General features: G+C 66.9%; 22 protein-coding genes, 1 tRNA gene and 1 riboswitch. Of the genes, 11 read left to right on the forward strand and 12 right to left on the reverse strand.

Annotated features, from left to right (window positions below):
• Window positions 1–151: 151 nt before the first annotated feature.
• The 3 genes from AC6JAC_RS18770 (at window position 152) to AC6JAC_RS18780 (ending at window position 3,527) form a co-directional block, all read left to right on the forward strand.
• Window positions 152–892, forward strand: a complete 741-nt coding sequence (locus AC6JAC_RS18770) for a response regulator transcription factor (protein WP_028271072.1) — start codon at window positions 152–154, stop codon at window positions 890–892.
• A gap of 1 nt (window position 893) precedes the next feature.
• Window positions 894–2,426: a HAMP domain-containing sensor histidine kinase gene (locus AC6JAC_RS18775; protein WP_497966032.1), complete on the forward strand. Its 1,533-nt coding sequence runs from the start codon at window positions 894–896 to the stop codon at window positions 2,424–2,426.
• Window positions 2,427–2,573: 147 nt separating this feature from the next.
• Window positions 2,574–2,748: riboswitch (cyclic di-AMP (ydaO/yuaA leader) on the forward strand.
• Complete coding sequence (locus AC6JAC_RS18780; protein WP_347899916.1) at window positions 2,748–3,527, forward strand: aggregation-promoting factor C-terminal-like domain-containing protein; 780 nt, start codon at window positions 2,748–2,750, stop codon at window positions 3,525–3,527. Its footprint overlaps the riboswitch before it by 1 nt.
• A gap of 221 nt (window positions 3,528–3,748) precedes the next feature.
• On the opposite strand, the gene AC6JAC_RS18785 is transcribed toward AC6JAC_RS18780, so the two are convergent.
• Window positions 3,749–4,027 (reverse strand): hypothetical protein, encoded by a 279-nt coding sequence (locus tag AC6JAC_RS18785; RefSeq protein ID WP_497966034.1) that lies wholly within the window; start codon window positions 4,025–4,027, stop codon window positions 3,749–3,751.
• 357 nt (window positions 4,028–4,384) lie between these two features.
• On the opposite strand from AC6JAC_RS18785, the gene AC6JAC_RS18790 reads away from it, so the two are divergent.
• Complete coding sequence (locus AC6JAC_RS18790) at window positions 4,385–5,296, forward strand: dolichyl-phosphate beta-glucosyltransferase (protein WP_497966036.1); 912 nt, start codon at window positions 4,385–4,387, stop codon at window positions 5,294–5,296.
• 18 nt (window positions 5,297–5,314) lie between these two features.
• On the opposite strand, the gene AC6JAC_RS18795 is transcribed toward AC6JAC_RS18790, so the two are convergent.
• From AC6JAC_RS18795 to AC6JAC_RS18815, 5 genes are all read right to left on the reverse strand, one after another.
• A complete protein-coding gene (locus AC6JAC_RS18795) occupies window positions 5,315–5,620 on the reverse strand; it encodes a DUF7793 family protein (RefSeq protein WP_231511233.1) in 306 nt (101 codons plus the stop codon).
• 128 nt (window positions 5,621–5,748) lie between these two features.
• A complete protein-coding gene (locus AC6JAC_RS18800) occupies window positions 5,749–6,453 on the reverse strand; it encodes an HAD-IA family hydrolase (RefSeq protein ID WP_028271077.1) in 705 nt (234 codons plus the stop codon).
• A 44-nt stretch (window positions 6,454–6,497) separates the two neighbouring features.
• Window positions 6,498–6,875 (reverse strand): glyoxalase superfamily protein, encoded by a 378-nt coding sequence (locus AC6JAC_RS18805; RefSeq protein ID WP_347899913.1) that lies wholly within the window; start codon window positions 6,873–6,875, stop codon window positions 6,498–6,500.
• Window positions 6,876–7,011: 136 nt separating this feature from the next.
• On the reverse strand, window positions 7,012–7,647 hold the full coding sequence (gene upp, locus AC6JAC_RS18810) for a uracil phosphoribosyltransferase (RefSeq protein ID WP_028271079.1): 636 nt from the start codon (window positions 7,645–7,647) through the stop codon (window positions 7,012–7,014).
• A gap of 12 nt (window positions 7,648–7,659) precedes the next feature.
• On the reverse strand, window positions 7,660–8,427 hold the full coding sequence (locus AC6JAC_RS18815) for a phosphatase PAP2 family protein (protein WP_497966869.1): 768 nt from the start codon (window positions 8,425–8,427) through the stop codon (window positions 7,660–7,662).
• 136 nt (window positions 8,428–8,563) lie between these two features.
• Here AC6JAC_RS18815 and tadA point away from each other — a divergent pair, with 136 nt between their 5' ends.
• Complete coding sequence (tadA, locus tag AC6JAC_RS18820) at window positions 8,564–9,070, forward strand: tRNA adenosine(34) deaminase TadA (RefSeq protein ID WP_347899912.1); 507 nt, start codon at window positions 8,564–8,566, stop codon at window positions 9,068–9,070.
• On the opposite strand, the gene AC6JAC_RS18825 is transcribed toward tadA, so the two are convergent.
• From AC6JAC_RS18825 to AC6JAC_RS18840, 4 genes are read right to left on the reverse strand one after another with little or no spacing between them, the layout of a single operon-like run.
• The gene (locus tag AC6JAC_RS18825; protein ID WP_497966039.1) at window positions 9,067–10,305 is read right to left on the reverse strand and encodes a DNA glycosylase AlkZ-like family protein; all 1,239 of its coding nucleotides are present in this window, start codon (window positions 10,303–10,305) and stop codon (window positions 9,067–9,069) included. The two genes, tadA and AC6JAC_RS18825, sit on opposite strands and share 4 nt — an antisense overlap.
• A gap of 50 nt (window positions 10,306–10,355) precedes the next feature.
• Window positions 10,356–11,444 (reverse strand): glycosyltransferase family 4 protein, encoded by a 1,089-nt coding sequence (locus AC6JAC_RS18830; RefSeq protein WP_497966041.1) that lies wholly within the window; start codon window positions 11,442–11,444, stop codon window positions 10,356–10,358.
• A 2-nt stretch (window positions 11,445–11,446) separates the two neighbouring features.
• Window positions 11,447–11,842 carry a 6-pyruvoyl trahydropterin synthase family protein gene (locus AC6JAC_RS18835; protein ID WP_497966043.1) on the reverse strand — a complete coding sequence of 132 codons (396 nt, stop codon included), beginning with the start codon at window positions 11,840–11,842 and terminating at the stop codon, window positions 11,447–11,449.
• Between the two features lie 3 nt (window positions 11,843–11,845).
• Entirely contained in the window at window positions 11,846–12,886 is a 1,041-nt protein-coding gene (locus tag AC6JAC_RS18840) for a zinc-dependent alcohol dehydrogenase (RefSeq protein WP_497966045.1), read from the reverse strand.
• 106 nt (window positions 12,887–12,992) lie between these two features.
• On the opposite strand from AC6JAC_RS18840, the gene AC6JAC_RS18845 reads away from it, so the two are divergent.
• Window positions 12,993–13,082, forward strand: a tRNA-Ser gene (locus AC6JAC_RS18845).
• A gap of 437 nt (window positions 13,083–13,519) precedes the next feature.
• On the forward strand, window positions 13,520–14,131 hold the full coding sequence (locus AC6JAC_RS18850) for an adenylate kinase (protein ID WP_347899907.1): 612 nt from the start codon (window positions 13,520–13,522) through the stop codon (window positions 14,129–14,131).
• A 31-nt stretch (window positions 14,132–14,162) separates the two neighbouring features.
• On the opposite strand, the gene AC6JAC_RS18855 is transcribed toward AC6JAC_RS18850, so the two are convergent.
• On the reverse strand, window positions 14,163–14,501 hold the full coding sequence (locus tag AC6JAC_RS18855; protein ID WP_028271086.1) for a hypothetical protein: 339 nt from the start codon (window positions 14,499–14,501) through the stop codon (window positions 14,163–14,165).
• 405 nt (window positions 14,502–14,906) lie between these two features.
• Between AC6JAC_RS18855 and AC6JAC_RS18860 the strand changes: the two genes are divergently transcribed.
• From AC6JAC_RS18860 to AC6JAC_RS18870, 3 genes are all read left to right on the forward strand, one after another.
• Window positions 14,907–15,548 carry a hypothetical protein gene (locus AC6JAC_RS18860; RefSeq protein ID WP_497966048.1) on the forward strand — a complete coding sequence of 214 codons (642 nt, stop codon included), beginning with the start codon at window positions 14,907–14,909 and terminating at the stop codon, window positions 15,546–15,548.
• A gap of 147 nt (window positions 15,549–15,695) precedes the next feature.
• Window positions 15,696–16,457: a YcnI family copper-binding membrane protein gene (locus AC6JAC_RS18865; RefSeq protein WP_497966050.1), complete on the forward strand. Its 762-nt coding sequence runs from the start codon at window positions 15,696–15,698 to the stop codon at window positions 16,455–16,457.
• 100 nt (window positions 16,458–16,557) lie between these two features.
• Window positions 16,558–17,196, forward strand: coding sequence for a DUF4232 domain-containing protein (locus AC6JAC_RS18870; RefSeq protein WP_497966052.1), 639 nt, complete (start codon window positions 16,558–16,560; stop codon window positions 17,194–17,196).
• Window positions 17,197–17,218: 22 nt separating this feature from the next.
• On the opposite strand, the gene AC6JAC_RS18875 is transcribed toward AC6JAC_RS18870, so the two are convergent.
• Entirely contained in the window at window positions 17,219–17,689 is a 471-nt protein-coding gene (locus AC6JAC_RS18875) for a DUF4383 domain-containing protein (RefSeq protein ID WP_028271091.1), read from the reverse strand.
• A 126-nt stretch (window positions 17,690–17,815) separates the two neighbouring features.
• Between AC6JAC_RS18875 and AC6JAC_RS18880 the strand changes: the two genes are divergently transcribed.
• Window positions 17,816–19,318, forward strand: a complete 1,503-nt coding sequence (locus tag AC6JAC_RS18880) for an FAD-dependent oxidoreductase (protein WP_497966054.1) — start codon at window positions 17,816–17,818, stop codon at window positions 19,316–19,318.
• The last annotated feature ends 168 nt before the right edge of the window (window positions 19,319–19,486 follow it).

Here is a 19,486-nt window from a genome sequence, read left to right on the forward strand (position 1 = left end):
AATACCCCTTTCCGCCTCGCGAAGCCGGCCGATCCGCACCGGTCGGCCAAACAAGGGCCCGTCCGCGCGTTCAGCTCGCTAGGCTGGGATTCACAGCTGGCACACAGGATCCCCATAGCGCCGGCTCAACCGCAGATCGGAGAGTTGTCCCATGGCCACTTCGCACTCCATGACTAACAACCTTCCCCAGCTCACCCACCCGGACGGCTCCCCCATCCGGGCTTTGGTGGTGGACGACGAGCCCAGCCTCTCCGAGCTTATGAGCATGGGCCTGCGGATGGCAGGCTGGTCCGTAGCCGTCGCGGGAGACGGTCCCGAGGCCGTGAAGCTGGCCAAGGAGTTCCGCCCGGATGTCCTGGTGCTGGACGTGATGCTCCCGGGGTTCGACGGCGTCGAGCTGCTCACCAGGATCCGCGCCTTCGCGCCGGAGGTGCCTGCGCTCTTCCTGACGGCGAAGGATGCCGTCCAGGACCGCATCCTCGGCCTGGCGGCCGGCGGCGACGATTACGTCACCAAGCCATTCAGCATGGAGGAGGTGCTCCTTCGCCTGCACCGGCTGGTCCAGCGCTCCGGGGTGGCCGCCATGGACACCGCCGAACTGGTGGTGGGCGACCTCGTCCTCAACATCGACACTCGTGAAGTGACCCGCGCCGGCGAGGAACTGCAGCTGACGGCCACGCAGTTTGAACTCCTCCGTTACCTCATGGAAAACCCCAAGCGCGTGGTCAGCAAAGCCCAGATCCTGGACCGTGTGTGGGACTACGACTTTGGCGGCCAGGCCAATATCGTGGAGCTCTACATTTCCTACCTGCGCAAGAAGGTGGATGCCACGCACCCGCCCATGATCCACACCGTCCGCGGCGCAGGCTACGTCATCAAACCGGCGGACTGAGGTGCCCACGCTTTCCGGCGAGATCCGCAAGGACCGCCGCCGCTGGCTCGATCCGTCCACGTGGCACCTCCGCACCCGGCTGGTGCTGGTGGCCATGGCGTTGCTGGTGGCCATCTGCGGCGCCATTGGCCTGTTCAGCTACGCGTCCATGGATTCCTTCCTGACAAAGCAGCTCGACGATCGCTTAAGCCAGGCCTCAAGGCTCTCCAACGAAGCGGGCAGGCCACGCCTCGGCAACCCGGCCGGCAGGCCCGACCCGCTGGAGGGCAAGGGCCAAGGAATCGGAACCCTCATTGCCCGGATCGACAACGGAAATGTCAGCACCGCCGGGTTCCTGGCCAACGACGCCACGACCGCATCGCTCTCGGCCGAGGACGACCAGGTGCTGTTGGCCCTCCGGCACGACGCAAGCCCGGTTGACCGGACACTGTCCACCGGCTCCTACCGCCTGGTTGCCGTGGAAGCGCAGTACGGGGACGTGATCGTCACCGGGCTCCCCCTCGATGAAAAGCAAAACACGCTCAACTCACTGGTGTGGACCATGGTGATCGTGTCGCTGGGAGGGCTGGTCCTGATCGGACTGGCCGGAACGGTCCTCATCCGCCGCACCATGAAACCGCTCGAGCAGCTGTCTGAGGTGGCCACGCAGGTTTCTAACATGCCGCTCGACGCCGGCGAAGTGGCACTGGCGGTCCGGGTACCGCCGTCGAACGCGCACCCCGGAACTGAAGTGGGCAGCGTGGGCCACGCCCTCAACCTCATGCTGGACAACGTGTCCAAGGCACTCGAGGCCCGGCAGCAGAGTGAGACGAAGGTGCGCCAGTTCGTGGCGGACGCTTCGCACGAGCTGCGCACGCCGCTCACTGCCATCCGCGGCTACACAGAACTGATGCGGATGACCGAGGACTTCACGCCTGACGGCAAGAAATCGCTCGCCAGGGTACAGAGCCAGTCGGAACGGATGACCACCCTGGTGGAGGATCTCCTGCTGCTGGCCCGGTTGGACGAAGGCCAGCCGCTCAAGATCAGCGATGTGGACCTGACGCAACTGGTGGTGGAAACCGTCAGCGACGAGAAGGTCATGGCGCCGGACCGCGTCTGGCAGCTTGAACTGCCGGACGAACCCGTTGTGGTCCGCGGCGACGCCAAGCAGCTGCACCAGGTCCTGGCCAATCTCCTCTCCAATGCCCGCAAGCACACGGACCCCGGAACCACCGTGGTCACCGGCGTGATGCGGTCCGCCGACGGCAGTGCCGTGGTGACGGTGACGGACAACGGTGCGGGGATACCGCCGGAGTTCGTCGACCGGGTCTTTGCCCGCTTTGCCAGGGCGGACGCCGCCCGCACCAGTCCGGCCCGCTCCGCTTCAGGTGCGGGCGCCGGCGGCGCAGCCGCGTCCGAAGGAACCAGCGGGCTGGGCCTGTCGATCGTGCAGTCCATCGTGGAAGCGCACGGCGGAACCGTCGAGGTAAATTCCCGCCCGGGCCGCACCGAGTTCGCCCTCCGCCTGCCCTGCGAGCCGCCGGCAGCCTAACTCCGGTTCCAGAGCGGCGAGCCAGCCGTTCCGGCGCAAGTCAACGCGCCGCCGTCGTGATCCTCGTTACCGAAATGTGACTTAAGCGCGATACTCCTGTACCGTTTTTAGAGTGCGGCCACCGTTCTAGCCGCATATCCGGATGGACGCCAAACTCTGCCGCTACCCGGATTTCCTCATGATTAGGCAGAGGCGGGGGACCCAGGTCTCCGGGCATCTTGCACAGCCGCCCTCGGGGTGAAGCCGACACGTGAAGTTCCGTGCGGCCGGATGACCTCATCCGAACCCGACAGCTAACTCCGCCGGCATCGAGAGGCAACCATGACTAAATCCACGCTAGAAGTACGTCCGGAGCGCGCTTCCGACGAGTCCAAGACGCCTGCGGAACGTTCGCGCCACCGCGCCGAGCCAGCCACCACCGCATCCCCATTGGCCCGGCTTGCTGCCGGACTGCAGGGTTCCGGCCGCCGCGCCGCTGTAGTAGCCACGGCCTGCGCCGTCCTGATCGGAGTCGGCGCCGCCGGCCAGGCTTCAGAACCTGCAGCCCCGGCTACGTCTGCAACCGGCGAAGCCAGCGCCGCAACCGCAAACGCCGAGTCGAAGCTCGCGTTCGAAAAGATCCTGGTATCGGCCATGCCCGCCCCGGCGTCCGTCAGCCTGGCAGCTCAGTCGTCCGACGTGCAGCCGGCACCGGAGGAGAAGTCCGCACCGGAAGCACCGGCACCCGCGCCTGCACCCGCACCTGCTGCGGCCCCGGCACCGGCTCCTGCCCCGGCACCGCCAGTAGCCGTGGACGACCCCGCAGCTGCCCAGGCGTACGCCGCCTCGCAGCTCGGTACCTACGGCTGGGCGGCCGACCAGATGCAGTGCCTGACCACCCTGTGGACCAAGGAATCCGACTGGAAGACTACAGCCACGAACGCCAGCAGTGGCGCGTACGGCATTGTCCAGTCCCTGCCGGCCGAGAAGATGGCCAGCGCCGGATCCGACTACCTGACCAACTTCCGTACCCAGATCAATTGGGGCTTGAACTACGTGAAGGAACGGTACGGTTCCCCCTGTGGCGCCCTGAACTTCCACTACGCCAACAACTGGTACTAAGCCGGCGCACCCTCGCCGGACTTGGTCCGCATGAGCCGAAGGCCCCGAATCCACGTGATTCGGGGCCTTCGGCTTTTTTGCGGGATTTGGCTCCGGCTAGTTCTTCCGATCGCTGCGCCCCCGTTCCCGGGGCCACAAGGTTTTCACAAGGTTGTGGAGTGACTCTGGGTCGCCGCCGCTTTCCATCGTCTTCCAAGCGGCGGCCGGCCCCCGGGCCGTCGTCAAGATGCAGGGAGCACAACAATGAAAAAATGGTTAGTTCCGACGGCCGTCCTGGCCTCAATCTTCGCGGCTGCCAGTCCGGCCGTTGCAGCCCCTTCCGGCCCGCCGATCACTGTGGACGGACCCGCTTCATTCATGAACTGTGGTTTTCTCGTCACCGGTGAAGTCACCGGTAAGGCCAAAAACATCACGACTCCCTCAGGGGACATCATCAGCACTTCTCCCGGGCTGAAGATCACCCTGACGGGGCCAAACGGAAAGCCCCTGAAATTGGTCATCACCGGAGTCCTCTTCTTTTCGTTCCCCAGCGAGAATGTGGTCGAAGTGAGAGCGACCGGCAATAACCTCCTCCAACTCCCCTCCCCTGACGGGCTCGTCCTCACGCGGGGGAATGTCAACTTCTCCGTGGACTCCGACGGCAACGAATTGCGGAGATTCTCCGGGGCCGGCACGGCAACGAACATCTGCTCGCTGTTGGGGCCCTGACGCACCATCCGCGGCGGCGGTGCGTCCACCAATGACGGTGGATGCACCGCCGCCGTCTCCTTGCCCGTTTCCAGACAACGGCAAAATCCCACAGGAGCTGCACAGCTTTGGCCTAAATCCTTCATATCCGCCGGTCGCATAGTGGAACCATGACGCTCACTGACCAGGCCGCGGGATCCATACTCCAACCGCAATCGCAGCCGCGGGCCGCCGTCGATCTTCCGTCCGGCAGCGTTTCGCCGCCCGCAACGGGGCAGACCCGCCGCGCACCCATCGACGCCAGAACCCCGGGGGATGCAGGAACTGCCCTCCCCGTTCTTGATGTGGTCATCCCTGTCTACAACGAGGAGCGGGACCTGGAGCGATCCCTGCGGCACCTGCACGCCTATCTGCTCGGCACCTTCCCGTACGCGTTCCGGATTACCGTGGCCGACAATGCCAGCACCGACGGCACGCTCAAAGCAGCTGAACGCATAGCCCGTGAGCTCCGCGAAGTCACCGTGGTCCGGCTGCCCGCGAAGGGGCGCGGCAACGCCCTTCGCAGTGTCTGGCTGGCTTCGCCGTCACCCGTTCTTGCCTACATGGACGTGAGTCTTTCCACCGACCTCGCGGCGCTCGCCCCGTTGGTGGCGCCACTCATGTCCGGGCACTCCGATCTCTCCATCGGAACCCGGCTGGCGCGCGATTCGCAGGTGGTCCGCAGCCCTTGGCGTGAGTTCATTTCACGCGGCTACAACCTTCTGCTGCACGTGCTGATGGGTGCACATTTCAGCGATGCGCAGTGCGGATTCAAGGCAATCCGCGCAGACGTTGCCCGCCGCCTCCTTCCGCACACCGCGGACAACGAGTGGTTTTTCGACACCGAGCTGCTGATCATGGCGGAAAGATGCAGACTCCGCGTGCACGAGGTACCGGTTGACTGGACGAGCGGTGCCGACGCGGGCGTGGACCTGGTGCAAACGGCCATCGCAGACCTCCGCGGCATGTGCCGCCTGACCCGCGACCTTGCGACGGGCCGCATTCCGGTACGGGAGCTTCGCGCCGATCTCGCCCGGGTTTAGGTCCCTTTACTGCGACGGCTACGCTTCCCTGAGCCACGCCATGGCTGCCTTGGGGCAGGTGAAATAGCGCGTTGGGGCGGCAGGAGCGTTAATGCTGAGGAAGAAATTGGCCATGGCCCGGTCCACCGGGGACGATCCGAGGAGCGCTACCCTTGCCACGGTGCTGGGACTGGCAAAGACCCGCCGGGCCCCGCGGCTCATGGACGCCGTCGCGGCCATATCCACCAGCATCGGAAATGACCGCCCGCCGCTCAGGTCGTTGACAGCCGCCATGACAGCCAGGGCAGCTTCCTCGCAAATAGCCAGGCCTGGAATCCATTGCACATGCAAAACTCCGGTGTGCAGCTGAACGATACCTCTATTGCCGGCAATCGGGATTTCGGTCATCCTATCCCCCCAAGATAGTTTCAGACGTCCCTCCCGAGACTACTGGACCGAAAACCGGTTTGGGGTCAGAACCGGAAGGAAATCCTCCTGGCACCGGAATCGTCCACGTCCGTGGTCACGGACACGCCGGAGTAGTCCGCAAGGTGCAGAACACCGTCCGGCAGGGGGCCGGTGTTGGGCCCGATGGCAACGGTCCGGATCCCGGCGGCCAGCCCGGCCGCAATGCCAGCGGGGGCATCCTCAAAGACCAGCGCGTCGGCCGGGTCCACACCGAGCAGTTCGGCGGCCCGGAGGTAGCCTTCCGGGTGCGGCTTGCCCCGGGTGACAAGGTCGGCCGTGACGGCGGTGGCCGGCATGGCCAGCCCGGCTGCGCCCATCCGGATATCGGCAAGGATCCGGTCGGCGGAAGTCACAAGCGCCACGGCATCCGCCGGGAGGCTGCGCAGAAGTTCAGCGGCCCCGGGCAAGGCGACAATCCCTTCCGTCCGGACCCGCTCCATGGCGCCCAGTTCCTCGGTCAGGGCCACCACGTCGGTGCCGGCGGGAGCAAACCGGCGCACCGTGTCCCCTGCCTGCACGCCGTGCGAGGTGCGGAGGATCTCGGCGATGTCCAGTCCGTAACGGGCCGCAAACTCGCCCCATACCTGCTCCACAATCGCCGTGGAATCAACCAGGGTGCCGTCCATGTCGAAAAGTACGGCTCTGGCAGAAACAGTGGAGACCGACGACGCGGCGATGGGCGATACGGCGGCGTCTGGGTGGAAGCTCATGCTTCCATCCTGCCCCACGCCGGGGAGGCGAAGGATTTTGTGACTTAGCCGTTCGGCCTTTGGGGGAGGTACTGCACCGCCCACTTGTTGCCGTCCGGGTCCGCGAAGTACACGAAGTGGCCCCAGTCCTGGACGTCGATGTCGCTGACGTCGACGCCATTGTCCTTGAGCTGCTTGTGCGCGGCCTGAATGTCACTGACCACGACCTGCAGGCTCGGGGCGCTGCCGGGAGGGGCATCGTTCAGGCCCTCGCCAATGGCGATGGAACAGGCCGATCCCGGCGGGGTCAGCTGGACGAAGCGGATGCCTTCCGTGGGCCGCTCGTCGTAGTCAGCATTGAAGCCCACCTTGTTGACGTAAAAATCCTTGGCCCGGTCCACATCGGACACAGGGACAAACACCAGTTCAAGTTTCCAGTCCATGGGCCACAGGCTAGCTGCGGCCGCCGAAAACCGGAAGGGGGCAATCGCTTCGCGAGAACGTGGGTGCGGGCCGGGGGCTGCGTTTCGGAACGCCGCCCCCGGCCCGCACCCACGTAGTGAAGAACCAGCTCTGCCGTTAGCCGGCGATGCCGTAGAGGCGGTCGCCTGCGTCCCCGAGTCCGGGCACGATGTAGGACTTTTCGTTGAGTTTCTCGTCAATGGATGCCAGGACGATGGTCACGTTCGCGTCCGCGAGTTCTTCCTCCAGCTTGGCCAGGCCCTCGGGCGCTGCCAGCAGGCAGATGCACGTGACGTCGGAGGCGCCGCGCTTGAAGAGGAACTTGATGGCTTCGCGCAATGTACCGCCAGTGGCGAGCATGGGGTCCAGGACAAAGATCTGCCGGTCCGTCAGGTTCTCCGGCAGGCGCTCCGCATACGTGATGATGTCCAGGGTTTCCTCGTCACGGGCCATGCCCAGGAAACCGACCTCGGCCGTGGGCACAAGCTTGGTCATGCCCTCGAGCATGCCGAGGCCGGCGCGGAGGATGGGGACCACCAGGGGCGTGGGCTTGGTGAACGCGGTGCCGACGGTGGTGCTGACGGGCGTTTCGATGGTCACGGGCTCGGTGCGGACGTCCCGGGTTGCCTCATAGGCGAGAAGGGTGACGAGTTCCTCGGTGAGCTGCCGGAAGACCGGAGAAGGGGTGTTCTTGTCCCGCAGAACGGTGAGCTTGTGAGCGACCAGCGGGTGGTCCACGACGAGTGTGCGCATGCGTCAAAACTATCACCCGGAGGTGGTGTCCCGGCCCCGCGATCCATGGGGCTCCTCCGGATGGCCCTCGCCGTGGTGGGCGCTGCGGTGGGCGCCAAGTTCCTCCCGAAGCACCGGGTGGTCGAACGTCGGGGCGGGCCCGGCATGCTCGCGGTGCCGCATCACGTGGAAGAGCCTGTGGGCTAGGATCACGATTCCCACCCAGGCGAGGCCCAGGAGCCACCCGGCGATGACGTCGGTCAGCCAGTGATGGCCGAGGAATACCCGGCTCAGACCCATGGCAATGATGAAGATCGAACCAGCCGTGATGATGGACACCCGCGCCACGGTCCGCTGGATCTGCAGGCAGGCCAGATAGACCACCAGTCCGATCACGACAGTGGTGTTGAGTGTGTGCCCGCTGGGGAACGAGGGCGAGGATTCATAGGGCGGAACAGCGTCTGCATGGTCCGGCCGGGTGCGGCCAAAGAGTTTCTTGCCAAAGGTGGTCGCGGAGACCGAAACAGCGGCGGCGCCGCCCACCAGGATGAGGGGCCGCCAGGTGCGCCCCGCCCACGTCAGCCACGCAGTCAGGATGCTGCCGACGATCGGCATCCCGATCCCGCCGCCGATATTGGTGAAGGCCGTGACGGCGGAATTGAGCCAAGGGGTCCGGAGGTCCTCAGAGAGCGCCAGCGCAGGCTTGTCCAGGTTGGCCAGGCCAGCGTCGTCCACCACGTTGTCGTAAACTTCCGCGCCCATCACTGCCAGCGCCACCACGATCACGCCGCCAATCAGCATGGTGATCCAGAGGGCTGCGTACGGCACAACCCACCGCCCCCACCGGTCGGTAATGCGGTCAGTCAAGGTTTTCACTGCGTCTCCCGAGCTTATCCGTCGTCTGCGCCTGCCGTATCTTCGAAACTATCATTGAGCCATGACTTCCCCGGAGCCGCGCCATGCCCAATGGATGGGCCTTGCCCTCGCCGAGGCACGGCGCGCGCTGGGCACCGAAGACGTGCCCATCGGCGCCGTCGTGATCGGTCCTGACGGCGAAGTCCTGGGTACAGGGAGGAACGAACGGGAGGCGCACGGTGATCCCACCGCGCACGCCGAGATGGTGGCTATCCGCGAGGCAGCCGCCCGGCTCCAGTCGCTGGGACAGGCAACCGGCGGCGGAGGCGACGGCTGGCGGCTGGCGGACTGTACCCTCGTAGTGACCCTGGAGCCCTGTGCCATGTGCGCCGGCGCGATCGTCCTGGCCCGGATTCCACGGGTGGTGTTCGGGGCATGGGACGAGAAGGCAGGGGCTGCGGGATCCGTGTTCGACATCCTTCGCGAACGCCGCCTCAACCACTGGGTTGAGGTATACGCCGGAGTCCGCGAGCAGGAGTGCGCCACCCTGCTCCGGGATTTCTTCGCCGGACACCGGCAGGTCAGCTAGCCGGCATTTGCCGCGTCCAGGGCGTCAATCCGCTCCTGCCGCGACGCCGGCGAGTCGAGGCTGAAGGCCCGGAAATCACCCAGGTCCGCGCGGATCCAGGACTCCACGTCCTCGATCCGCTGCAGCACGCCGGGCGTGGGGCCGGCGAACAGCCAGTGGGCGATCCGCTGCCCCGCGGGATCGTACTGCCAGAGCCCGATGATCCGGCCGCGGTCCAGGATCGGGTGGTCCGGCAGGTCTGCCTGCTGCGCCAGGGTTGCGCCGAGCAGTTCCGCATCCCCGTCGCCGCCCGCGAACAATTCCCCGGCGTTCCGCCGCTGCATGACGAGCGAGTCCGTCCCGGCGAGGAGCTGGATCTGTTCCTCCGCCGGGACCTCGAAAGCGGCGAGGCGCTCGACGTCGTCGGGCAGCATCCACAGCGCTTCGCCCCTGGCGGCAGGGTGAACGGCGGGCAGTTCCACTGCGCCGACGGCGGCCAGCGCCGCTTTGCTCTGGGCGACCGTGAACCCGGAGAACCACTGCGACTGCTTGAGCGTGGCGCCGCCGGTCCAGCCCAGGTACTTGCGGATCAGCTCAGTGCGGGCGGAATCGATGTCCAACGGGCTGGGCGGCAGGTCCCAGAGAGTGTAGGCGTAGCGCTGCTGGTCGAGGCGTCCGTTGGCGGGGACGCGGCGGATCCGGCCGTCGCGCTGGAGCAGGCCAAGGGCGGTGGGGAGGGTGGTGGATAGACCCTGCCTCTTCCCTTCCTCGCCCAGGCTCCGGACGGAATCACCCAGTTCGTCCTTGAGCTGCTTGGGATCCAGCGGACGGCCAGCCTCGGCCAGGGCATGCAGCACCTGCTCCTCGAGCAGCATGAGTTCAGCGCGGTCCACCCCCAGCCTGCCAAGCACTTTGAAGACCTCGGCGGACACCTTGCCCAGCTGCAACGCCCAGGCGAAGTCCTCGGCGCCCAGGATGTAAGTGCACCCGCGGGCGCTGGGGAGTTCGGAGATCCGCAGCGCCAGGACGTCGGCATCAACCTGTTCGCGGCGGATTCCGGCACGGGCGAACAACGTGAGGTAGGGGTTGGCGCCGCCCAGGGAACGTGCCCAGCCGGCCCTGGCCAGCACCCCTGCAGGGCTCTCGCCGGCGAGGCTGCCGTCGAGTCCTTGCCGGTGCCAGGCCCAGGCGCGGAGGCGTTCCGCGGTGAGCGTCCGTGCAGGCGGAGTCTCGACAGTGAGCGGCTCGCTGGTCATAGCGGCCATTGTCCATCAGCCGGTGCGTCAACGGAATGAGGAGGGACGATTCAATTTCCGGGTGCCTTTGAGGCAATGGCGTCCAGTACGGTCCTGGCCGTGACGTCCCAGCCCGGCAGCCGTGTCCGCGCAGCCAGCGCCGCGTCATGCCAGCGGGAGCGAAGCCCGGGATTCGTCAGCCAGGTGCGCAGGGCAGATTCCAGCGGGGCGGGGTCCGTGCCGAGCACGACGGCGGCGCCCGGCAGGGCGGGCGGGCCGCCGGCGTCGGGAGCTTCCGATCCGCCGGGCGACCCCGCCGCGAGCGCTTCGACAGCGCCGGTGCCGTCCCGGACCACTGCCGGGATCCCGCGGGCCAGGGATTCGGTGACCACCATCCCGTACGCCTCCGCCTGTGACATGAGCAGGCTGAGATCCGCCCGGTCCCACTCCGCGTCGAGGGTCTGCCCGCTGAGCTCCCCACGGACCGAGACCCGGTCAGTGAGCCCCAGTCTGATGATGGCGCCCCGGACAGCCTCCGCATAGGTGGGATCGGCCGAAACGGATCCCACCAGGGACGCGGTCCAGGGCAGGTCCCTGATCCCGGCGAGCGCCTCCAGGAGCAGGAGCTGGTCCTTGTTCGGGAGCAGGGCTGCAACTGCTACCAGGTGGAGCGGGTCAGATCCGGAGGCAAGCGCAGCCGCGGACGTGCCGGGCAGCGCTACCAGGACGCCCTCCAGGCCGCGCGCCGCGAGCGTGGTCGCCGCCGTGGAACTCGTGCAGATCACCCCGGTTGCGGAGCGAAGTGCTCGTGCCTCCCTCCTTAGCGAAGCGGCCAATGAGGTATCCGGCAACGGCATGTGCACCAGGATCCAGGTCTGCCGCCCGGCCTTTGCCGCGAACTCCAGTTCGTCGGCGACACCTACGGCTATTAGTCCGTCCACTACGACTGGCCCGGGACGGTCCCCCGGTCCCCATGCCCCGAGCAGGCTCCCCAGACGGCGTCGTTCATGCGCACTGGCATCGGGCCACGCGCCTTCAACCGCGGTGACCTCCACGTCCTCCCCGAGTGCCTTCAGGCCGTCAACCAGGTGCGCGTTGTAGACGTTGCCGCCGGAGCTGTGGCGGATATTGCCGGGAACAAGCAGCCGTACGCGGCGCACGGTCAGGCGTCGAAGTCGAGGGAGAACGACGCCCAGGCATCCGGGTTCTCGCGCAGGGTGACGGCCAGGCCGGCCAGTTCCCGCCCGTCCCCGCCGCCACGGACTTTGGCTGCGACGGCCTCGGCAATGTACTGCGCCAGCGCCTCGGTGGTGCTCAGCTTCCCGGCAAAGTCAGGGTGCTCGTCCAGGTTCCTGTAGTTCAGGCCGGCCAGCACTTCTTCAATGAGCCCGCCGGCCGCACCGATGTCCAGGACGATTGAGTCGTCGTTCAGCGCCCGACGGCGGAAGGTCACCTCCGCCACGAAGGTGGCACCGTGCAGGCCCTGGGCGGGTCCGAAGACCGCGCGGGGAAGGCTGTGGGCAATCATGAAGTGGCGGCGGACGGTCAGGCTGAACAAGGGCTACCTCGTGTCTTTGTCGGGATGTTCGGCAGGGTTTTCGGCCGGGTATTCGATGACGTGGCAGAGCGCGTCCAGGCGCCCGTCGGCCAGTTCGTGGACGACGGCTGGAAGTTCCGCAAAGGGGGACGTCCCCGTCAGGAACGTGTCGTAGACGGGATCGCTGAGCAGGGACACGGCGAGCGCGAGGCGGTCCGCGTTGGTACGTCGGTGGCGGCGGGCGCGGGCCACCACGCCCACCTGGCTGGCGCGGATGGAAAGCCGGCGGGCGTGGAAGTCCTCCCCCAGCGGGATGGTGACTTTGCGGTCGGCGTACCAGGACATCTCGATGACGTCCCCTTCGTCGCCCACCAGCTGCAGGCTCCGTTCGAGCCCTTCCTGGGATGCTGAACAGTGGATGACGATGTCGCAGTCGTCCAGGGCGTCGTCGGGGTGGCTGAATTCGACGCCGAGGGCGTCGGCGAAAGCGCGCTTCCCGGGATCGACGTCGATGAGCTGGAGCCGTTGCAGCGGGAACGTCCGCAGCAGCGTGGCCACCATGCCGCCCACCAGGCCCGCGCCAACGACGGCGACACGGTCGCCCAGGCGAGGTCCGGCTTCCCAGAGGGCGTTGACGGCGGTTTCCACAGTTCCGGTGAGCACGGCGCGGCGGGCCGGAACATTCTCCGGGACCACGGTCAGGGACTCGACTGGAACAACGTAGCGGTCCTGGTGCGGGTGCAGGCAGAACACCGTGCGGCCCACCCATTCGTCGGGGCCGGCTTCCACGATTCCCACGGAGAGGTAGCCGAACTTCACCGGCGACGGGAAGGAGCCCTCCTGAAGCGGCGCCCGCATGTTTTCGGCGACCCGTGGCGGCACGTGGCCGCAGTGGACCACTGTTTCGGTGCCTTTGCTGATTCCCGAATATAGGGCACGGACAAGGGCTTCACCGGGGCCCGGCGCGGGCAGGTCCTCAGCGCGGAGCTCGCCTTTTTCATGGCCGACGGTCCAATAGGCGCGGGCCTGGGAGTCCGCTTGTGGGTGCTGCTGGGAGTTGATCATCTTGCTTACGAATCTAGTCCCCGGCGCGGGCGCGGGGAAGACGTTGGCTGCCCGGCGCGCCCTCGTTTTGGGGAAGGGCGCCTTGCTCCGGTAACCTATTCAGGTTGGTGACGTGTCCGAGCGGCCGAAGGTGCAACACTCGAAATGTTGTTTGGTGTCAAAGCCAACGTGGGTTCAAATCCCACCGTCACCGCCAAGTAGCAGGGCCCCGGGTTTTCTTCGATGAAAACCCGGGGCCTTTGCTTTGCCTGGATTGCCCCCGGCAGATGCCTCCCGCCCGATGGCGACGGACAGGGAGGCTCGCCTAGTGGTGGGACCTGGCGCGGATGATCCCGGCGGATAGCCCCGCAGCGGCTAGCAGGGATCCAAGCATGATGGCTACGCCTGAGAAGTAGTCAGTGATCGTCATTTCGGTACACCTTCCATCTAGTGGTGTACCGAAGCTACCCATGCAAACGTCCGCCCGGCGCAGGATCGCCGAAAGATTTGCTCACAATTGGGACACGGAACAGGCGGCGCGCCCCGCCGCGGCCCCTTATGCGGCCGCTTGCTGCCGCGTCCGACCCTTGTGCTGCCGCCACCGTGCGGACACCATAGTGGGACACCTTTCGACGGCACCAGGGAGCGGGCTCAATGTTGCGAATGCTGATAATTGGTCCTCCGGGCTGCGGAAAAGGTACGCAGGCGGACCGCTTGTCCCGGCACCTCGGCATTCCCGGAGTGTCCACCGGTGATGTCTTCCGGGAACATGTGAAAAACCTGACGCCGCTTGGTCAAGAGGTCAAGGAGCACCTGGACGGCGGCGATCTGGTCCCCGACAGCCTGACAAACCGCATGGTGCGGGACCGCCTTGACCAGGACGACGTGCGGAACGGCTTCCTGCTGGACGGATATCCCCGCAATACGGCCCAGTTGGCTGAACTGGACACGATGCTTACCGCCGCCGGGCAGTCATTGGACGTCGCACTGCAATTGACGGCCGACGACGCCGAGCTGGTCCGCCGGGTCCTCCAACGCGCCACCGTTACCGGACGCAGTGACGATACCGAGGAAGTCATCCGGCACCGCCTGAAGCTGTACTACCGGGAGACCGAACCGGTGGCCGAGATGTACTCAGAACGCGGAATCCTCCTGAGCGTGGACGGCACGGGCACCGAAGACGAGGTTTTCAGCCAGTTGCTGGCGGCGCTCCGCACCTCGTTCCCCGCCGCCGTCGCCGATGCGGGCCCCGCTACCCCGGACTGAGCGGCGCCGGCCGTTACGGGGCGTCCGGCGGCTACGGAGCGTCCGGGCGCTGGTCCCCCTTGTGTCCGCGCAGGTTGTCCTGGACCTTGCCGAACAGATCCTTGATGGTGGACTCCGTATTCGTGAGCATGTCCGGCTGGACGTAGACAGTCTGCGTCGGGGGCAGGCTGTAATGGGACTGCAGGCCTCCCGCACCCTCAACGCCGTCGAGCGCGATGGTTACTCCGCCCTCTTTGCGCGCAATGGCCCCGATCCGGCCGAACACCAGCGTGAACTCGTCCGGCTGGAAACTGACCGTGTGCCCGATGTGTGTCCGGTTAAGCTCTCCCGCCGCAACGGCTTTCTCGTTGCCCGTACCTGCATAGTCCATGGTTGCCTCCTGGAGGTTGGCTGCGTATGCCAGCAGTCTAGGCCGGGCTCCCGGCGCGGGATAGTGCTGCTGGGCGCGTGCACAATCCGCTCCCGTCCGCCTCAGCACTTCATCCATTGAGCGCGTCCGCGGCCGGCCGCTTAGATGGATCAGGTCGGCGCTGACCACCAGTCGACGGCACCGGAATTCAACCAGGCTTCAGAAACGGCATCGGGGACCATCGTGACTTTGCAGGACAATTTGGTGAGCAGCACTCCAGCCTTGGACGCCCCGCGGCAGCCCGCCTCCGGCACCACGCACTGCGAGGACGACTGCCACTATTGTTCGGGCCCGAAACGGACTAACCGGGCCAGCACTTCTCCCCGCTAGAATTACAGGCAACGAACCGAACCGAGGGAGGACTCCGTGCGCACTCACAACGCCCGGACTCCTTTCCATTCCGTCCGCGCGGCCATGGTCGCCGTGACGATGGTGACCCTCGCAGCTTCGGCCCACGTTTTTGGCGGTGGCGAACTGCCCGCCCCGGTCATCATGGCAGCCGTGCTGGCCCTCACCGTCATGGCGGCCACTGCGGCTACCCGGCTCAAACTGAACTTCCCCGCGATGGCGTCGCTGCTGGGGACCGGGCAACTTGTCCTCCACGAGGCGTTCAGCGCCTTCAGCTCTCCCGCCGGCACCGGACTATCAGGCGCACCGGGGCACCACTCCGCGGCCTGGCCGCCGGGCATCCGGCTGGACGCCGCCGGCGGCACCGCCGGCCACCTGCACCAGTTCGATTCCGCCTGGGCCGCCGGCCTCATGCTCGGCGGACACGCCCTTGCCACCCTCGCGTGCGCCCTCCTGCTGGCCAAGAGCGAAGCTGCCCTGTGGTCGCTCGCAGCCTGGCTTCGGCCACTCATTCAACTTCCCGAAGCGGCCATGCCCGACGTCGTCGCCGCACCTGCCGCCGCCGGCCGGCCGGCCGATTCGGCTCCCCTCCCCTGGCGAAACCTCAGGGCTGACTGCCCGCGGGGCCCGCCCGCCGTCGTCGTGCTTTCACATTCCTGACATTCTTTTCCTGGCTCCGCCCTGCCTGCTGATCCGCCCGCTAGGGCGGTATCGGCCCGGCGCCCGGACGCCCCATCAATCGTTTTGTGCACCGCCTTTTGCGCGACGTGCACCCCTGAAAGGCCCCCATTGAAAAAGTCATCACGCATGCCCTTCCGCCGCGCCCTCTCCGTTACGGCTGCGGCCGGCGGCACCGCAGCCCTCATGCTGGCGGGAGTCGCGGCCGCCTCCGCACACGTCGGCGTCACGCCGGACAAGACCGACGCCAATTCCTACGCACTGCTCACCTTCGGGATTCCGCACGGCTGCGATGAATCGGGCACCACCAAGGTGACCATCACGCTGCCCGAAGAGCTCAACGACGCCCAGCCCACGGTGAATCCGAACTGGGCCGTTGAGAAAGTGGTGGAGCAGCTGTCCGAACCGAAAAAGCTGGCCGACGGCGCCACCATCACCAAGCGGACCAGCAAGATCGTCTACACCGCCAAGGCTCCGCTGGACCCCGAACTGCGGGACGCCCTGGTGCTCTCGGTCAAGCTTCCCGACGCCGCCGGCAAGACCCTCCATTTCCCCACCCTGCAGAACTGTGAGCAGGGGCAGACGGACTGGTCCGAGATCGCCAAGGACGGCCAGGACCCGCACTCGCTCGAGGCGCCTGCGCCCTCGCTCACCGTCACGGCCGCCGCCGCGGACGGACACGGCAGCCATGCGTCGGCGGAGACGGACACAGCGGCAGGCACCGCCCAGGCCTCCTCGGTGACGGACGACGGATCCCAGGCGCGCAGCTGGGCCGGCCTGGTGGCAGGCGTCGGCGGACTCGCCCTGGGCGGGGTGGCGTTGATGCGCAGCCGGAGCCGGAAACCCGCCGCGGCCGCCGTCGCAGAAACCTCTTCGGAACCCCGAAAATAGCGCACCGGATTGATGCCCGGAAATCACAATCCGGGCATCAATCCGCGGCAGCGGTCGTGGCATCGTTGACTCAGGCAACGGCGGGCATAAAGTGTGACCCATGAGGTCTCAGCCATTCAAGAACGGACTTGCCATCACGACGGCGGTTGCGGCCGCCGCCTTCCTGCTCACCGCTTGCGGGCCCAGCCAGCCGCAGCCCCAGGGAACCTCCGCGGGCGCCTCCACGTCCAGCGCCGCTCCCGCCACGTCCACCCCGGCCGGCAGCGAGGCGGCCAGCACCCCGGCGTCGTCGTCGGCGACGCCGCCGTCGTCCGCGGGACCGTCACGGTGCAAGGCAGGAAACCTGACGGTGTCCTCGGATTCCGCCGGCGGCGGCGCGGCCGGCAGCGTGTACTCCAAGCTCATCCTTACCAACTCCGGCACCGAGGCATGCCTTCTGCGGGGCTTCCCGGGAGTATCCCTCACCGCGGACGCCAACGGCGCCCCGATAGGGGCCCCCGCCCGGCAGGACGGGTCCTCGCCCGTTGCGGACGTCCTCCTCGCTCCGGGGCAGGCGGGAGCCGCCGAAATGCGCTACACGCAGGCAGGAAACTACAGCGACTGCACGCCCACCCAGGCTGCAGGTTACCGGGTCTATCCACCGGAGGAGACCGCCTCGCTGTTCCTCGCCGAACCCCGGACCGCGTGCGGCAACGAGGCGATCGAACTGCTGACCATCGGGGCATTCCACGCCGCGTAGGCCCTGCCGGGACTTGCCGGCCTTACGCCCGGGATTCCCGTAATCTTGCGGGCGCATCGCGGGAGAACGCAACCCCGAACCCGATCAGCGCCATGCCCAGAAAAAGGTGCAGCCAGTTGTCGGCGCTGTTCACGGGAAGGATGTTCACCGGCGAGTCCAGTGCCAGGAACTGCCCCACACTCCAAAGGACCATGTAGGTGACCCCGGCGCCGATGAGGAAATTCCGGGCCGGCAGCGGACGCCGTGACATCAGCACGCCTGCCACTCCTGACAGCAAGTGGATGAGGTTGTGGAGCACGGACACCTGGAAGACCCCAAGGAGCATTGCCTCCGAGCCGTGTCCGGCAAACGCCAGCGTGCCGTAGTTTGCGGTGACGCCCGGAATGAACCCCAGCACGCCCAGCACAAATACCGCCGCTCCGGCGAGAAGTGATGACTTCTGGACGTTCTTCCGCAAGCCGAATCGGGCCCTGGCGGCTTCGGATGATTTCATGGTGCCGCTCCTGTTCCCCGGTCAAGCTGCTCATGACATGATAAGTCTACTTACGAACCCCTTCGGAGTCCCGCCGGCAGCGCAACGGCACGGGCCTTCGCAGGACCGGGAAAGGCAGGCAGGACTGTGATCTCGCTTTGGTTGGACCGTGACCACGCCTTCCGCAGCGACCAGTTCCACCCCCGCAGCACGGTTGACACGGTGGTGGCAGGGGCCGGGCTGACCGGACTGGTGACCGCGTTGCTGTTGGCCCGGTCCGGCAAGAAAGTGCTGGTTGTCGAAGCCCGGAGTCCGGGCGCCGTCACCACCGGCAACACCACAGCGAAGGTCTCCCTGCTGCAGGGAACGGTGCTCTCGGCATTGCGCCAGCAGTATTCAGAGAAGGTCGTGGGCGCCTACGTCGAGATGAACCGCGAAGGCCAGGCGTGGCTGCTGCGGTACCTGGCGGAGCGGGGTGTGCCGTTCCAGCATCGCGACGCCTACACCTATGCCACCTCAACGGACGGAACCGAAACCCTCCGCCTCGAATTGTCCGCTGCCCGGGCCGCCGGACTTGAGGCCGAGTACGTTACCGATCCCGGACTGCCTTTCGCGGTCAAAGGTGCCATCCGCCTTCCCGGACAGGCCCAGATTCATCCCCTGGAGGTCATCGATGCCCTCGTGGACGACGTCCGCTCGCACGGCGGACAGATCGTCTCCGGCGTGCGGTTGAACGGGCTCCGTGGACTGACGGGGCCCGGTCCGGCGGTGGTCCAGACCGACCACGGCCCCGTTCGCGCCCGGGAGGTGGTGCTCGCCACCGGCACACCTGTCCTGGACCGCGGGCTCTATTTCGCCAAGCTCAAAGCCCTGCGGTCCTATGCGGCGGCATTCGAACTGCCGGGCACAACCGCCGTCCCGGACGGCATGTTCCTTTCGGTTGAGCAGCCGGTCCGTTCCCTGCGCGACTACCCCGGCGACGGCCGCCGCCTCCTCCTGGTCGGTGGCAACGGGCACCCTGTGGGCCGCGCCAGGTCAGCACAGGCCTACCTCGACACCCTGGTCGAATGGACGACGGCCCAGTTCCCGGGTGCCAGACTCACCCACTCGTGGTCCGCGCAGGACTACCAGGCCACCAACCTGATGCCGTTCTTCGGCAAGCTGCCGCGCGGGCAGGGCCGGGTCTATTTCGCCACCGGTTACAACAAATGGGGCATGGCCAACGCCGTCGGCGCGGCGCTGGACATCACCGCCGACATTCTCGGCTCGCGGCTCCCCTGGGCCAGCATCATCCACCACCGGGTCACGTCCCCGGCCGGGGCAGCCTCCGCCGTCTCCCTTAATGCTGCCGTTGCGGCCACCGTGGCAAAAGACTGGGGTCAGGTGGGACTCAAGCGCCTGGATGAGTCCCTCGAGCAGCCGTCCGAAGGGGCAGGCCTGGTGACCCGCCGCGGCCGGAAGCCCGTGGCCGTATCCACCGTCGACGGCGCCCGCTGCACACTGTCCGCGGTCTGCACCCATCTGGGCGGCATCGTGCGCTGGAACGACAGCGAGAAGTCCTGGGACTGCCCCTTGCACGGCTCCCGCTTCAGCAGCGACGGGACGGTGCTGGAAGGACCAGCCACCCGCAACCTCCGCCAGATTGACTGACCCGGCGGGAGCGGCACCCGAGCCCGCTGGGGGTGCCGCCAAGAGTGTCAGTGGTGTAAGGCATGATGGAGGAATGCAGGGGAAGGAGCCCGCCGGGGACGCATCCGGTGAGACACCGGGGGCAACGCCATCAGGCGGCACACCATCAGGAACGCCGGCCGGCGGGCC

The organism is Arthrobacter sp. KUASC02 (assembly GCF_059739395.1).

Coding starts and splice junctions, on each gene's coding strand:
- AC6JAC_RS18855 (WP_028271086.1), bottom strand. CDS start 14,501: ATGGACTATGCAGGTACGGGCAACGAGAAAGCCGTTGCGGCGGGAGAG.
- upp (WP_028271079.1), bottom strand. CDS start 7,647: ATGCGCACACTCGTCGTGGACCACCCGCTGGTCGCTCACAAGCTCACC.
- AC6JAC_RS18865 (WP_497966050.1), top strand. CDS start 15,696: ATGCCCTTCCGCCGCGCCCTCTCCGTTACGGCTGCGGCCGGCGGCACC.
- AC6JAC_RS18790 (WP_497966036.1), top strand. CDS start 4,385: ATGACGCTCACTGACCAGGCCGCGGGATCCATACTCCAACCGCAATCG.
- AC6JAC_RS18840 (WP_497966045.1), bottom strand. CDS start 12,886: ATGATCAACTCCCAGCAGCACCCACAAGCGGACTCCCAGGCCCGCGCC.
- AC6JAC_RS18815 (WP_497966869.1), bottom strand. CDS start 8,427: ATGCTGATTGGCGGCGTGATCGTGGTGGCGCTGGCAGTGATGGGCGCG.
- AC6JAC_RS18870 (WP_497966052.1), top strand. CDS start 16,558: ATGAGGTCTCAGCCATTCAAGAACGGACTTGCCATCACGACGGCGGTT.
- tadA (WP_347899912.1), top strand. CDS start 8,564: ATGACTTCCCCGGAGCCGCGCCATGCCCAATGGATGGGCCTTGCCCTC.
- AC6JAC_RS18800 (WP_028271077.1), bottom strand. CDS start 6,453: ATGAGCTTCCACCCAGACGCCGCCGTATCGCCCATCGCCGCGTCGTCG.
- AC6JAC_RS18780 (WP_347899916.1), top strand. CDS start 2,748: ATGACTAAATCCACGCTAGAAGTACGTCCGGAGCGCGCTTCCGACGAG.
- AC6JAC_RS18875 (WP_028271091.1), bottom strand. CDS start 17,689: ATGAAATCATCCGAAGCCGCCAGGGCCCGATTCGGCTTGCGGAAGAAC.
- AC6JAC_RS18825 (WP_497966039.1), bottom strand. CDS start 10,305: ATGACCAGCGAGCCGCTCACTGTCGAGACTCCGCCTGCACGGACGCTC.
- AC6JAC_RS18770 (WP_028271072.1), top strand. CDS start 152: ATGGCCACTTCGCACTCCATGACTAACAACCTTCCCCAGCTCACCCAC.
- AC6JAC_RS18785 (WP_497966034.1), bottom strand. CDS start 4,027: ATGACCAATTTCAGGGGCTTTCCGTTTGGCCCCGTCAGGGTGATCTTC.
- AC6JAC_RS18805 (WP_347899913.1), bottom strand. CDS start 6,875: ATGGACTGGAAACTTGAACTGGTGTTTGTCCCTGTGTCCGATGTGGAC.
- AC6JAC_RS18850 (WP_347899907.1), top strand. CDS start 13,520: ATGTTGCGAATGCTGATAATTGGTCCTCCGGGCTGCGGAAAAGGTACG.